The sequence below is a fragment of the Armatimonas sp. genome, assembly GCF_031410135.1.
Lineage (GTDB): Bacteria > Armatimonadota > Armatimonadia > Armatimonadales > Armatimonadaceae > Armatimonas.
Window position 1 is genome coordinate 19,486 of sequence record NZ_JANNYP010000689.1, and the last position, 13,071, is coordinate 32,556.

14 protein-coding genes are annotated in these 13,071 nt (G+C 59.1%); 11 read left to right on the forward strand and 3 right to left on the reverse strand.

The window, feature by feature from the left end; genetic code table 11:
- Positions 1 to 84: 84 nt before the first annotated feature.
- The 5 genes from RMO15_RS25235 (at position 85) to RMO15_RS25255 (ending at position 4,488) form a co-directional block, all read left to right on the forward strand.
- On the forward strand, positions 85 to 1,779 hold the full coding sequence (locus tag RMO15_RS25235) for an efflux RND transporter periplasmic adaptor subunit (RefSeq protein WP_309719208.1): 1,695 nt from the start codon (positions 85 to 87) through the stop codon (positions 1,777 to 1,779).
- A gap of 63 nt (positions 1,780 to 1,842) precedes the next feature.
- A complete protein-coding gene (locus tag RMO15_RS25240) occupies positions 1,843 to 2,598 on the forward strand; it encodes a tetratricopeptide repeat protein (RefSeq protein ID WP_309719211.1) in 756 nt (251 codons plus the stop codon).
- Positions 2,574 to 3,014, forward strand: coding sequence for a hypothetical protein (locus RMO15_RS25245; RefSeq protein WP_309719214.1), 441 nt, complete (start codon positions 2,574 to 2,576; stop codon positions 3,012 to 3,014). Before RMO15_RS25240 ends, RMO15_RS25245 begins: the two co-directional genes overlap by 25 nt.
- 14 nt (positions 3,015 to 3,028) lie before the next feature.
- Positions 3,029 to 3,484 carry a D-aminoacyl-tRNA deacylase gene (gene dtd / locus RMO15_RS25250; protein ID WP_309719218.1) on the forward strand — a complete coding sequence of 152 codons (456 nt, stop codon included), beginning with the start codon at positions 3,029 to 3,031 and terminating at the stop codon, positions 3,482 to 3,484.
- 5 nt (positions 3,485 to 3,489) lie between these two features.
- Positions 3,490 to 4,488 (forward strand): tetratricopeptide repeat protein, encoded by a 999-nt coding sequence (locus RMO15_RS25255; protein ID WP_309719221.1) that lies wholly within the window; start codon positions 3,490 to 3,492, stop codon positions 4,486 to 4,488.
- Between the two features lie 141 nt (positions 4,489 to 4,629).
- Here RMO15_RS25255 and RMO15_RS25260 read toward each other — a convergent pair whose 3' ends face one another.
- Positions 4,630 to 6,045, reverse strand: a complete 1,416-nt coding sequence (locus RMO15_RS25260; RefSeq protein ID WP_309719225.1) for a glycosyl hydrolase — start codon at positions 6,043 to 6,045, stop codon at positions 4,630 to 4,632.
- 130 nt (positions 6,046 to 6,175) lie between these two features.
- On the opposite strand from RMO15_RS25260, the gene RMO15_RS25265 reads away from it, so the two are divergent.
- From RMO15_RS25265 to RMO15_RS25275, 3 genes are all read left to right on the forward strand, one after another.
- A complete protein-coding gene (locus RMO15_RS25265; protein WP_309719228.1) occupies positions 6,176 to 6,385 on the forward strand; it encodes a hypothetical protein in 210 nt (69 codons plus the stop codon).
- Positions 6,378 to 6,896, forward strand: a complete 519-nt coding sequence (locus RMO15_RS25270) for a hypothetical protein (protein WP_309719231.1) — start codon at positions 6,378 to 6,380, stop codon at positions 6,894 to 6,896. Before RMO15_RS25265 ends, RMO15_RS25270 begins: the two co-directional genes overlap by 8 nt.
- 61 nt (positions 6,897 to 6,957) lie before the next feature.
- Positions 6,958 to 8,784, forward strand: a complete 1,827-nt coding sequence (locus tag RMO15_RS25275; protein ID WP_309719234.1) for a prolyl oligopeptidase family serine peptidase — start codon at positions 6,958 to 6,960, stop codon at positions 8,782 to 8,784.
- Between the two features lie 165 nt (positions 8,785 to 8,949).
- Here RMO15_RS25275 and RMO15_RS25280 read toward each other — a convergent pair whose 3' ends face one another.
- Positions 8,950 to 9,372, reverse strand: a complete 423-nt coding sequence (locus RMO15_RS25280; protein ID WP_309719237.1) for a hypothetical protein — start codon at positions 9,370 to 9,372, stop codon at positions 8,950 to 8,952.
- 151 nt (positions 9,373 to 9,523) lie between these two features.
- Complete coding sequence (gene hrcA, locus RMO15_RS25285) at positions 9,524 to 10,573, reverse strand: heat-inducible transcriptional repressor HrcA (RefSeq protein WP_309719239.1); 1,050 nt, start codon at positions 10,571 to 10,573, stop codon at positions 9,524 to 9,526.
- A gap of 64 nt (positions 10,574 to 10,637) precedes the next feature.
- Between hrcA and RMO15_RS25290 the strand changes: the two genes are divergently transcribed.
- The 3 genes from RMO15_RS25290 to RMO15_RS25300 form a co-directional block, all read left to right on the forward strand.
- A complete protein-coding gene (locus RMO15_RS25290; RefSeq protein WP_309719243.1) occupies positions 10,638 to 11,360 on the forward strand; it encodes a hypothetical protein in 723 nt (240 codons plus the stop codon).
- 35 nt (positions 11,361 to 11,395) lie between these two features.
- The gene (locus tag RMO15_RS25295; RefSeq protein ID WP_309719246.1) at positions 11,396 to 12,664 is read left to right on the forward strand and encodes an alpha-amylase family glycosyl hydrolase; all 1,269 of its coding nucleotides are present in this window, start codon (positions 11,396 to 11,398) and stop codon (positions 12,662 to 12,664) included.
- A 9-nt stretch (positions 12,665 to 12,673) separates the two neighbouring features.
- Positions 12,674 to 13,071: hypothetical protein (locus RMO15_RS25300; RefSeq protein WP_309719249.1), on the forward strand; the 398-nt coding region annotated here is incomplete at its 3' end.

Here is a 13,071-nt window from a genome sequence, read left to right on the forward strand (position 1 = left end):
CTCCTTGGGCAATATTCTACCCCCTGATGTTGTAACCTGCTGTAAGGCTAGGGTGTCTCTAGCTTGCGAAGAGGGCAAGACAAGGTGTCAGGAAAAATTGTACGGACGGTTTTAATCGGTATGGTGGTGCTGGGCGGGGCTGGGTTTGGCTACTCCCGGATGCAGGCAAAGGCGAAGGCGAAGCCCGAGATGGGGCGCTTGGTGACCGCAAAAACTGGCGATATCGCGATCAAGGTCTCCGAGACGGGGACGCTGGAGCCGGTGACCAAAGTAGATGTCAAGTCGCGGGTGGGGGGGCGTTTACTGAAGATTTTTGTTAAGCCCGGCGATAAAGTGGCAGTCGGGACTCCCCTTGCCTCGGTAGACCCCACGGAAGTTTCACGTCAGGTTGCCAGTGTTCAGGCACAGCTTCAGGCTAGCCAGGCTGGGCTTGCCCAGTCACGGGAGAACTACCAGCTCTCTCTTCAGACCACTGCGCTGGCTGTCCGCCGGGCCGAGGTGGGGCTGGAAAACTCGAAAGTCAGCCTGCGCGAGGCGGGAGTGAATGTCAAGGATGCCGAAGTGGGGCTAAAAGACGCTGAAGTGGGTTTGCTGAATTCCAAGGTCGGAATCACGCAGGCCCAGACACGTGTGGATCAAGCTTCCGCCCCGACCCGGACGCAAGATGTCCAGCAGGCCGAGCAGAGCGTCCGCCGTATCCAGGCACAACTCGTGGATGCTAAGCGCACTCTGGAGCGGCGCAAGCTTTTGCTCTCGAAAGGCTATGTATCCCAGCAGGACGTGGACGCGTCGCAGACTCAGATTGACCTTGCGGATGCAGACCTTGCCAGTGCGCAGGAGCGGGTGGCATTACTCAAAGAAGGGCCACGTAAAGAAGATATTGCCCCCACACAGATCGGGGTGGATACCGCTAAAATGGCAGTTGAGTCGGCGAAAGTGCGGGTGGAGACGGCGAAAGTGCGGGTAGAGCAGTCAAAAGTACGCTACAACCAGGCACAAGTTGCGGTGAAGTCTGCGGAGGTGCAGCTTGCCACCGAGCGCGCCAATTCCCGCCAAGCCCAGGTGCGTAGCAAGGATATTCTGCGCTCCCAAGCCGATGTCGCCCAGATCGAAAACCGGGTGGCAGAGCAGTCTGTACTCCTGGGAGAGACTCGTATTGTGGCCCCGATTCCCGGTGAAGTGACAGGTAAGTATCTCGAAGAGGGCGAGCTGGTAGCCTCCGCGACCGCTGGATTTGCTCAGGGCGCGGCGATTGTCACTATTGCGGACCTGACCCGGATGCAGGTGAAAGTCAATGTCAACGAGGTAGATGTCTCACGCCTCTCGGTGGGCCTTCCGGTGGAGATTCGCGTGGATGGGATCGTGGATAAAGCTTTTCAGGGCCGCGTTGTCTCGCTCGCTCCCGCGTCGCTGGGAAGCACACAGCAAGGAGTCAGCGCGAGCGCGAGCGGCAATATTGTCCGGTTTGAGGTGAAGATCGCCGTCACGGAGCGCGACAAGCGCCTGCGCCCTGGGATGACCGCCAACGTCAATATTCTCCTCAATAAAAAGACCAGCGTCACTGTTCTTCCCGCCGAGGCACTCCTGCCCGGCAATAAAGTGATGGTGGTCACCGGAGTTGGCGAGAAAGCCGTCAAGACTGAGCGCACGGTTGAGATTGGCCTGAAAGACGAAGCCCGTGTTGAGATCCTCTCCGGCCTCAAGCCTGGTGAGAGTGTCGAAGTGCCCAAACTGGATGCGAAAGATCGGCGCACGATCAAGATGAACGGGCCAAACTAGCCACCGATTGAAATCGGTGGCTCCCTTCGGGCCGTCCCGTTCACGGGACGGTACCATAGAGGCATGAAACGCTCTCTCTGGCTATTGTGTTGTGTCGGGGCTCTCGTGGGCTGTGAAGGCAAGCGTGAGACGCCCAAGCTGCTGAATGTCGCACTTCCTGGAGCCGCTCCGGTTGCCACACCTGCACCCTTGCTCTTCGCCGACATCTTCCGCCGCCGCCGCGTCCCGCCGGGCACGGACACCAATGTGGATCGGGTCGAGACCAAGCTGATGAAAAGCCCCCAAGATCCGAAAGCCCTTAAAGCCGTCGGGCTGGCCTACTACTCGACGGGTGGCTACGATGCGGCGATCAAGAAACTTTCCGATTTGAGCGACCCGGAGGCGCAGCTCTATCTGGGCTATGCGCATATGGGGCTGGGAAACTACCCCGAAGCCCTGGAGGCTCTGGGGAAACTTCACTTTGGCTCTGTCAGCGAAAGCCAGTATGGTGAGTCCGAACTGGAGCAAGGTAATCTCTACTTTCAGGCACTTAAGCAAGATGATAAGGCCGAACAGCACTATGTCTGGGCAATCAAAGAAAGCCGTAATGTCGAAGCAATCGTTGCACTGGGGCTTCTTTATGCCAGCCAAGGGAAGACGAAGCAGGCACAAGGTTCTCTTCTTGGGGCCGTGAAAGAGCTTCCTGCCGGTAAACTACGTGCGACGGCGTTTGCAGCGCTGGGGCGGCTGGAGAGCGATCCGGTCAAGGCACGCGAGTGGTACGAGAAGACGCGCTCAGACGATCCCGAGAACGCATGGCTCCAGAAGCTCTCAAAATAGAGGAGGCAATCGCCCTGATTGCACGCGTTCCGGGCTATGCCCCGATCGCACAGAACTTAGCCCGGCGGACCGTTCGCTACGTACCGACGCTGGAAGACCGGGGGCAGGCGACGCTTCTCGGGGTGATTCTGATCGGCCCGGAGGCGCTTCAGGGAAGCCTTGTAGGGCTGGCGGAGACCCTGGTGCACGAGGAGTTTCATACGCGCCAGAACCACTTTCTCAAGACATACTCCTTCTGGAGCGGTGTCTTCACCCGAACCCCCGTGATGGCCCGCTACGAGCGTCCCGCCTACCAGGCCGCCCTCGATTTTCTCAGCGCCCTCGCCGCCGTTTCCCCCGAGCATTCCGATGAGGCGCTGGCGGAGTACGATATGGTTCAAGCGAGCTTCAGCGCCTTTTATGGCGCGAGGCCGTGATAGAATCAATTCCTGTGCGAGCCGTAGTTCAGCGAGTTTCAGAGGCCTCCGTGACCGTCGAAGCAGAAATCGTCGGGCAGATCGGGCGTGGCTTGCTGGTTTTGGTGGGTGTTGCCGAGGGCGATACCGACTCGGATGCAACAAGCCTGGCGACGAAGATCGCCGAGCTTCGCCTCTTTCCTGAAGAGAGCGAGGACTCGGGGATGGAGCGCTCCCTCACGGAGATTGGTGGCGCGATTCTCGTGGTCTCCCAGTTTACCCTCATGGGCGACTGTCGCAAAGGCCGTCGGCCAAGCTGGCTGGCCGCTGCTCGACCTGATGAGGGCAAGCGGCTCTATGAGCTTTTTGTAGAGACACTCCGTGCTCGGGGAATCATCACGGAGACAGGCACTTTCCGCACCCACATGACGGTGAAACTTATCAATGACGGCCCTGTGACGATCCTGTTAGACAGCAGGAAGGCATTCTGAGGAACATGGAAGAACCCGACGACGACCTGACACCCGTGGCGGAAGAAGACGCTACTCCGAACCACCATGCTGCTGGGCATGATGAGCCGGAAGAAGACTCCCGCCAGACAGATGCCTACGCTGCGCTTGCCTCTGGCGAAGAGAAAGAGGAAGCCTCCGTCGAGGTACTCGCCGAGCTGGGGGGCAAGCACCTGGATGAGGGTAATATCGGGGAGGCGCTCAATAAGTACCGAGGGGCCGTGCGGGCTGCGCGTCAGACCGGGGCCGATGAGAGCGATCAGCGGGTGAACTTGGGCGATGCCTACGCCTACTCCGGGCAGGGGCTCAATGCCTACCGGCAGTACAAACGCGCCATCAAGCTCTCTCCCCGCAAGGCCGAGCCACACTTCTCGATGGGGGAGCTCTATCACCGCTACGGACGCCTCACGATGGCCGTCACCGAGTACCGCACCGCGCTCCAGTACGCTCCCGAGAACTGCTGGTACCACTACCGCCTGAGCGAGGCGCTCCTACAGATGGGGGATCTCGCCGGAGCCATCACCCTGTTGGAGCAAACCGTCCTGCTCAAGCCTCAAGACGGCTTCTATCACTTCTGGCTCGGCGATCTTTATGGGCGTGCCGAGCGCTACGAAGAGGCCATCCGCGAGCTTCAGCAGGCGACTCTGTTTGCGCCCTATGATGCCTACTACAATATCCGCCTAGGGGCTCTCTACCGTCGGCGCAAGATGTACCGCGATGCCGCCCTCGCCGTGCGCCAGGCCCTGCGCCTCGCCCCGAAAAGCGCCCCCTACCACTGCCTTCTGGCCGACCTCTACTCGGATCTTCGCCTCGATGAGTACGCCGTCCGTCACTACCAGGCCGCAGGAATGCTCGACGACTACGACACCGATCAGCTCCATCGCCTGCGCGTCTACGCCGGGATCGAGAGCGACGACCTGCTGGCCCTAGAGCCCTTCGAGTTCGACACCGACGGCAACTTCGCCATGCCCACTGATCGGGAATAAAACGCTCGTGCCGCCCCATGAATGGGGCGTCTGCAATAGCCTACGGCTGCGAAGCCCGTGCCGGGCTACCGAGTTATCTCCTCAGCCCGGAACGGGCTTTCCGACACGCAGTGCCACTGAGACGCCTCGTTCACGGGGCGGCTACTTCGCGATAATTACCGCCTCGGTTTTGGTGGCGACGCGGCCTTTATCATCGGTGACGATGGCGGTGAGCTTGTGGTTTCCGGGAGGGAGGGTAAGCGTGGCTTCCCGACCGCCGGGTTCGATGGCGGAAGCGGCGTCTTGGCCGTTGAGCTTGTAGGTCACCCGAAACTGGTCGGCGTAGCAGCGGGCCCACGACGAGACCCGTAGCTCGCCAGGCGGAACGGTGAGGCCGGTGGCGGGAATCGGAACCGTGGTAGCGACTTTGGCGGTCGCGCCAATCTTGGAAAGAAAGTAGTCCGGGGCGATGGCACGCTTGTAGCCCGCGAGAACTTCGTCGGAGTCGGTGACGGAGTAGTTATTGAGCTGGCGACCCGGTGTGGCGTACTTGAGGTTGTCCATGTCAAAGATATCTATAAGTTTGACGCGTGGATAGAGGCGCGGCAGCGACGCATACAGCTCGTTGATCTTCTTGCTGGCCCAGGCGCTACGATCTTTTCCATCGGCCTTGGACAGGTGCGACGCACCAAACTCACAGATGGCGATAGGTTTTTTCGGAGCATACGTCGCGTAGACATATTTCAGGTAATCCGCCGGGTTGTCTGCCGTACCAACGCGCGTGGGGTCGTTGTCGTAGAACGGGACGGAGTAGAAGTTAATCCCCACCCAGTCCACGTAGACATCGCCCGGATAGAACTTGGGAATGTTCTTCTCGGGGATCACGTTCACGCACCAGACCATCGCGACATTGGGGGCAAGCTGGGCAAATACCTGCCGCACGAGCTGCCACTTGACAATGTACTCGTTGGCATTGGCATCGCCGCCGTAGCGGGTCCAGTCCCCGTTCATCTCCGAGGCGTAGCGCAGAAAAATAGGGCAGTCGGCCTCGGCGGCATCTTGCGCAAACTGCCGTAGGTAGCTGTCTTGCTTGACCACTTGCAGGCCCTCGTTGGGCTCCCAAGCAATGTGCGGCGCGACGCCCTGCGCCTTGAGCCGTGCTACCCACTTCTTGGGGAAAGGCCGCCCGTAGCTCACGTAGCAAAAAACACTCGCGTGCTTCTTTCCCGTGAGCTTGCCAAACGCATCCGGGTCTTCGTGGCTCTGGAAGTTCTCGTCGTTGAAAGTGCTACTCAAGCGCTCATCGCGGTCAATAAAGCCGCCTAGGTAGCACCCATACGGCGGCTCCCACTTGGCCAGCGGCGACATAATCTTAGGCGCGACACCGGGCAGATGGGCAAATAGCTGGATGCTACTGGAGATACGAGCCGCCTTGGCCTCCTCCACTTTCGCCCCTTCCGTGTCTCCGTTCTTACGGTAGATCGCGGCCTCTTTGCGGTAGGCATCGGCAGCCTCGGAGAACTTCCCGGCTTTCTCTAAAGACTCCGCACGTCGTCGCCACTCAGCAGCTGATTGCATAGAGGCATTTTACCACCGAACCCACCCCCAGAACCCTCCTTGCCCTGAGGGAGGGTGGTCGTAGTGAGGGACGAACGAAGACCGGGTGGGTTCTGGGTGGATTCGCGAAGAGGAGCGGTATAATTTCGTCATGGAAACGCCCACTCCCCAGACCGAGGATGAGATCATAGACTGGCTCAACTCCCGTGGCAACGGCGACCAGGACGAGAACGGTATTCCTTTGGATGCCCTCCGTGAAAATCGCCGCCTGACTCCACGGCAACGTGTGGAGAAACTGGAAGCATTTGTTTACGGTATTCGTGTGATGCGTGCCCATGCCAAGGTGGTACGACGTGGATAGTGTGCTCAAGCCAGAGTTTATGGAGACCCTGTGTCAGTTACATGTGGCTGGGATTCGTTATGTAATGGTAGGTGGGATCGCTCTTCAGATGCACGGAGGGCGCAACTTCACGGAAGACTTTGATTTTAGCTATGCCCGTGATGATGAAAACTGTGAGCGAGTGGTAGGGGCGATGAACCAGCTTCGGCCTCGGCCACTGGGCTGGCCCGAGCATAACCCGTTTCTGCTCACGGTCTCTCAGCTCCAGCGGGTGCGGTTTTTGAATCTCAAGACAAGCCTGGGAGATATTGATCTCCTGCCGCTGCCCGATGGAGTAGATTCGTTTGAAGGGCTCTGGGAGCGCTCAACAGAGATGGACATGGGAGATTTTACGGTGCGCGTTGCCTCCATTGACGATCTCATTTCTATGAAACAAGCCGCCAACCGTCCCAAAGACCAGCTCCATCTCTACGAGCTTCAAGCCCTCAAGCGTGTCATCGCCGAAGAATCCACCCTCAACCCTCCTTCGTAGAGGGAGGCACCCAAAGGGTACCCGGAGGAACGAGGAGGGTGGGTTCTGGTACAATTCCCTCATGAACCTACTCTCCCTCTTTCAAGCGCCGACCATGCGCAATGGAATCCCGCTCCAGCCTGCCGGGAAGGTGATCCCCCCACCCGGAATGGCCCTCGCCCCTGCCGACAAGACTGCCCTCGCCGAGGGTTTGGCCGCATTTGCCGCCAAGACCGACGCGCTGAAGAAGCACCCGCTCTGGCCGGATCTGGAGATCTATCGGAAAGCCGTCGCGTGGAGCTTGGAGGCGGGCACTATCTACAATGCGCGGGAGCTGGCAACGGCAAAAGAGCTGCTGGTCGAGGGTACGGCCCGCGCCGAGGCACTGGCCAAGGGGGCCGCGCCGTGGACAAAACAGACCGGGCTTGTGGTGCGTGGCTATGTCAGCAAGCTCGATAGCTCCGTCCAGCCCTACGGCTTAGTCGTGCCGGAGAACGCTTTTGACAACCAGAAGCACCGCCTGGATCTCTTCCTGCACGGGCGCGGCGAGAGCCTTACCGAGCTTTCGTTTTTAGAGCAGCGCCGCAAGAATGCTGGCGAGTTTATCCCGCCAGGGGCACTGGTACTCCACCCCTATGGCCGCTTCTGCAATGCCAACCACTTGGCGGGGGAAGTGGATGTCTTTGAGGCGATTGCCCATGTGCAGAGCCAGTACAAGATAGACGAAGACCGGATTATCCTGCGCGGCTTCTCGATGGGTGGTGGGGCGACCTGGCACCTCGCGGTTCACTATCCCGACTACTGGTGCGCCGCTGCGCCCGGCGCGGGCTTTGCCGATACGATCCGTTTTTCCAAGCTCAAGGAGAGCGAGATTCCTAGCTGGCAACGCAAGCTGATTCGGCTCTACGACCCGGTGGACTGGGCGGTGAATCTGGCGCAGTGCCCGCTCGTGGCCTACTCCGGGGAGATAGACGGCCAGAAGCTTGCCGCCGATGACATGGAGGCCGCGCTCAAGGCCGAGGGCTTGCCCATGACCCATATCATCGGCCCCAACACCGGCCACTCGTACCATAAAGATAGCAAGCCGCTGATCAACGCCGAGCTGGATAAGTACGCCGCGCAGGGACGGCAAAAAAGTCCGGCGAAAGTACGCCTGACGACCTACAGCCTGCGCTACGCAAAGTCAAACTGGCTGAGCGTGACGGGACTCGAAAAACACGGGGAGCGTGCCCGCGCTGAGACTGAACGGAGCAGTGATGGCAAGAGCGTCACGATCAAGACCAGCGGGGTGAGTGCTCTGGAGCTGGCGCAGGGCTTCAAAACCGTCCAGCTCGATGGGCAAACGCTCTCGGGGGCGAAGTTCTACAAAGAGGGCAAGACCTGGAAGCCCGGCGAGCCGCGTGGCAAAGAGCTGCGCAAGAAGCCCGGCCTACAAGGCCCAATTGACGATGCGTTTATGGAGCGCTTTGTCTTTGTGCGCCCCACGGGGATTGCCAAGACTCCCAAGCAGGGAGTGTGGGCCAAGGCAGCGATGGAGCAGGCAATCGCCGACTGGAAGATATTTTTCCGGGGCGAGGTGGTGATCGTGGACGATGACAAAGTGACGGGTGAGCAGGTTCGCAATGCCAATCTCATTCTCTGGGGCGACCCGGCGTCAAATAAGTTTCTGGGCAAGATCGCCGCAAAGCTCCCGCTGGGCTGGACGAATGACACGGCTCCGGTCTTTATCTACCCCAACCCGCTTAACCCAAGCAAGTACGTGGTGGTCAACTCCGGCTTCACCTGGCACGACTACATGTCCGGCTCCAACGCCCACCACACCCCCAAGCTCCCTGACTGGGCGGTTGTCAGTACGGCAGATGGTTCTATCAAAGACCAGGGCTTCTTCGACGAAGGCTGGAGGAAGTAAGGGGCAGGCCCTCATCCCCCTGCCCCCTTCTCCCAATAACAAGCTCGCTACGCGGGTGGGAGAAGGGGGATACTCTTGCACGTCAGCACTAACTTCTTCGGCGCTTGAATCCATCGCGCTGTCTCAACCAGCTTCGCAAGCCCGTCTGTGAAGGATTTGGTGAGCTCAGAGCCGAGACCACCTTGCAACCGCCGTCGACGCTCGGGCCGCCTCTCTGTCCTGTTCACTCATGATTTTTCGAGAAGGGAGGAAAAATTGATAATCAGCCTTGACGAACCATATTTTTCCTCCTGGTTCTCCTTTTGCCGCCGCTTTCGTGCTGATCTTGTAGTCCGACAGCCCCTCGGTCTTGACTACAAAACCCTTCTTCTCTGCTCTATCCATGGTGACGAGGTGTTGCTCCATATCAAGCAAGAGAAAACCTTCCTCCTTGATGGCGGCAAGGACTTCGGCCAATTGTTCGTCTGTGTCACAGTAGGGCAGCGGTGCGCTGTGCGTCTCTCTTCGGCCAACACGGGCCTTGGTTCTGTCGCTGTAATTTTTCATATGGTCGCCAAATTTCGGCAGGATAATTTTCTTCGTGATCATTTTTTTACTGTCTTTATTTTGTTCTCGTGCTCGCTTCAATCCTCACCAGTGCGCCCTGTGCCTCACAACAAAGTAGCCCCCTCACTACCCTCTCCCGTTATCGGGAGGGGGTGGCGTAGGGAGGGACGAACGGAGCCGGGGGAGGGCCACTCTACGCCGCGATGGCGTGGCGGGTTAGTAGCTCGGAGAGGGTGTGGGCTAAAAATCTCACGCTGGTGACGGCGGTGCCATAGTCCATGCGCGTCGGCCCGATTACCCCGATACTGCCCCGCTCATGCATCCCCACAAAGTAGGGCGACGAGACCACGGCAAAGGCGTTAAGCTCGGGGCGGCCCAGCTCCTCCCCGATACGGATCGCAAACTCCTGCTCGACCGCTTCCATGCGCAGGAGCTCCAGCACGGCAGCGCGCTCCTGAAGCACCCTAAAGAACTGACTGAGACGGTCCACATCGCGAAACTCCGGCTGGGCTAAGACACTCTGGGTGCCTTCGACATAGACCGGCACATTCTCCGCAATCCCTTGGATACTCTGCACCAGCTCACGCACTAGGCGCTGCCAGAGCGGGGTGTAGGCACGTAGCTCAGGAGGCGGCACTTCCGTACTACTCTGGATGCGCCGTAGCTCGGTGAGGGGTTTTTCGCTGTAAGTGGCGTTGAGTGAGTTGGCCAGCTCAAGCGCCGCCGTCGCGCTGAGTGTGGCATCAGGGAGCAGACGGTGCTCTGTCCGGCCTGTCGAGAGCAGGAGCACGAGTAAGGCTTTATCCGTCGCGGCAGGCGAGAGGAATATCTGACGGAGCTGGGTGTCATCGGGAGCTTCCGGCGATGTGGCGACGGCAGGAAGGTTCGTGAGCTGGCTGAGGAGCTGGCAGGTCTTGCGTAGGATGGTATCAAGCTCACTCTCGGCAGAGAGCAGAGCATTTTGTACTTGTTGCACAGCCAGGTGCTGGAACGGAAGAAGCGGCATCAGGCGATTGACATAGAAGCGGTAGCCCCGATCTGACGGGACACGCCCTGCTGAAGTGTGTGGCTGGCGCAGAAACCCGCGCTCACTCAGCTCTGCCAGTTCGTTGCGTACCGTCGCCGATTTCACACCCAGAGCGTAGCGCTCCACGAGGATTTGCGAGCCCACCGGCTCAGCGGTCAGGACGTAGTCCTGGACGACGGCATTAAGAATTTGTTGCTTGCGTAGATCGAGATCCATACTTGCCTTCGCATTCTAACAGGTACGGTATAATTTGTGCAACAAAAATATGTGAGGTTGACTAATGAAACGCATCTCTATGGCTCTTATCGCACTAATCGCGGGAATGTTGGCACCGTTGCCTGTACAGGCACAGGCTGAAGGTGGGACGACGCAGCGTGCGGCGCGAACCCGGCCACTGGAGTCTGTTCTGCAAGCGCTGACCCGGAGCACGGGAATCACGGTCGTTGCGGAGTCGTCGCTGCTGGGCGCTGAGGCCGTGTATTCTCAGAGCGCAACAGCGGAGACTCTGGAGAAGCAGCTTGATATTGTGGTGAAATCCTTGCCACCCGGAACGGTCTGGAAAAAAGCGATGCTCCCTGCCAGCACACGTTTTTACAAAGGCGATGATGTCGCGGATTTTCTAGACATTCAGGCGCGGATGCTGGGGCGTGCCAAGCCGGGTGAGGCAGGCTCCGTGGAGATTCTTGGGCAGAAGCTCACGCAAGAAAAAGCGGCCCCTGTGGTCAGTACTTTGGGACTGAAGCCTGTCTATGTTCTGGTCAATGCCAATTCTCGTCAGGCAAGCCGTGATCCGCTCACGGGTGCTAGTAGCCAGTCAGACTTCTCCCAGATTCTGGGGAATTTTTCCACCATGAACCCCGAGGCTCGCACGAAACTCATGCAGCAGTTCGGCCAGATGATGCAAAACATGAGCCCCGAGCAGCGCCGCCAGATGTTTAGCGGCATGATGGGCAGCAGTGGTGGTGTCTTCGTCTCACCAGGTCGTCCCATTCCGCCTCAATAAAATTACTCTGATAGGATGCTGGGTATAATTCTGCGATGACGCAGCCCGGCATCCTTTTTCAGCATTTTTACTACCCCACTCCTGAGCTTCCCGCAGAGCGCTCTTGGTGGAAACAAGCCACGGCGCAACTTTCGGAGCTCGCAGCACTCGGCGTCTGGGGGGTCTGGCATCCAGTGCCTAGCAAGGGCGGCTCGGGCAAGAACTCGATGGGTTACGACCCTTATGACTACTATGACTTGGGCAGCAAAGACCAGCGGGGGAGTGTAGCGACGCACTTTGGGACGCGTGATGAGTATTTAGCCTACGTCGCCGCAGCGCATACCCACGGGCTGAGCGTGATTGCGGATGTGGTGCTGAACCATAACATCGGTGCCGATCAGGCGCAGCTCTCTCCGGTTCAGGAGAGACTTGGCTGGGACGATATCCCCGACGATTCCAAAGTCCCGCGTGACCATCTCCCGCCGGGCTACGACCCCAAGCGCGATAATCTTCGTGCCTGGTCGGGCTTCAACCCCAAGGGACGTGATGGTCTTCGGGGAACGGGGCGCTTCCCCCGTGATGCCCGCCACTTTCATCCCACCGCGCTGCACCCCGACCATAAAGAGCCTTACCACCACCCTGACTTTGGTTCGGACTTTTGCTTTGAGGCGGAGAACGGCTATGTCGCCAAGAGCTTTCTTGCCTGGTCGGAGTGGTTCGTAAAACAAAGCGGGGTAGATGGCTACCGCCTGGATGCCGTCAAGCTGATGGAGCCTGAGTTTCTACGCGACTTCGCCGCCGCCACGCGTCCCGGCTCGTATCTGGTGGGGGAGCTCTGGGACACCAACCCCAAGCTCCTTGCGGACTTCCAGAGCCGCACCGAGAGGCGCATGAAGCTCTTTGACTTTGGGCTCTACTACGCGCTTCGAGACATGATGACCAACCCTAACTTTGACATGCGCGAGCTACTCACACGGCGTTTTGCGGATCGTGAGCGAGCCGTGATGTTTGTCAGCAACCATGATGTGGATCGTGACAGCCCTATCCCCCGCGACAAGCGGGGTCTACCCTATGCTGTGATGATGGCGATGGCCGGTCAGCCCAGTATTTTCCACCTAGACTACCTCGGTTTAGATACTCGGCCTTACTCGCTACAGCACACGTTACGTAATTTGACAAGCCTGTATAACGCACTCTGCTGGGGAAAAGAGAGCGTGCTCCTAGCTACCAAAGATGTCTTAGCGCTGGAGCGTGAGAGCGGCCTGATTGCGGTTTTTGTGCGCCCTGGTGGCCCACGAGAGTTTGTCGTGCCCACCCGCTGGTAGAAAAGGCAGATGGCTCTCGTGGGCAATGACTTCGATGGCAGCATTTTACTCCCTGGCCCGACCACCGATGCACAAGGGAATCTAAATCTCTCTCTTTCCGACACGGCTCCCTACGGTATCTGGGAGTTTTATGCGCCTCTTGAAAGAACCCGAGAGCGTAAGCTACGCCGCACGCCGCTCTCCACCACCCAAGTCTTTGAGTTCGCCAATGACCTCGATACCGGGCGGCTTGGCGAGGGTCAGCGTATTGTCCCAATCACGGCAAAAGCAGGCAGCGAGCTTGTCGCACGGCTCACGGGAACTTATGGTGAGGGCAGTGTCCTAGTCGAGCTGCGCGACGGCCAGAACCGGGGAGTCGCGGCTGCCACGGCCCAGCGCGGTCGCGCCGTCGTTCTGCGTGCCCGAAT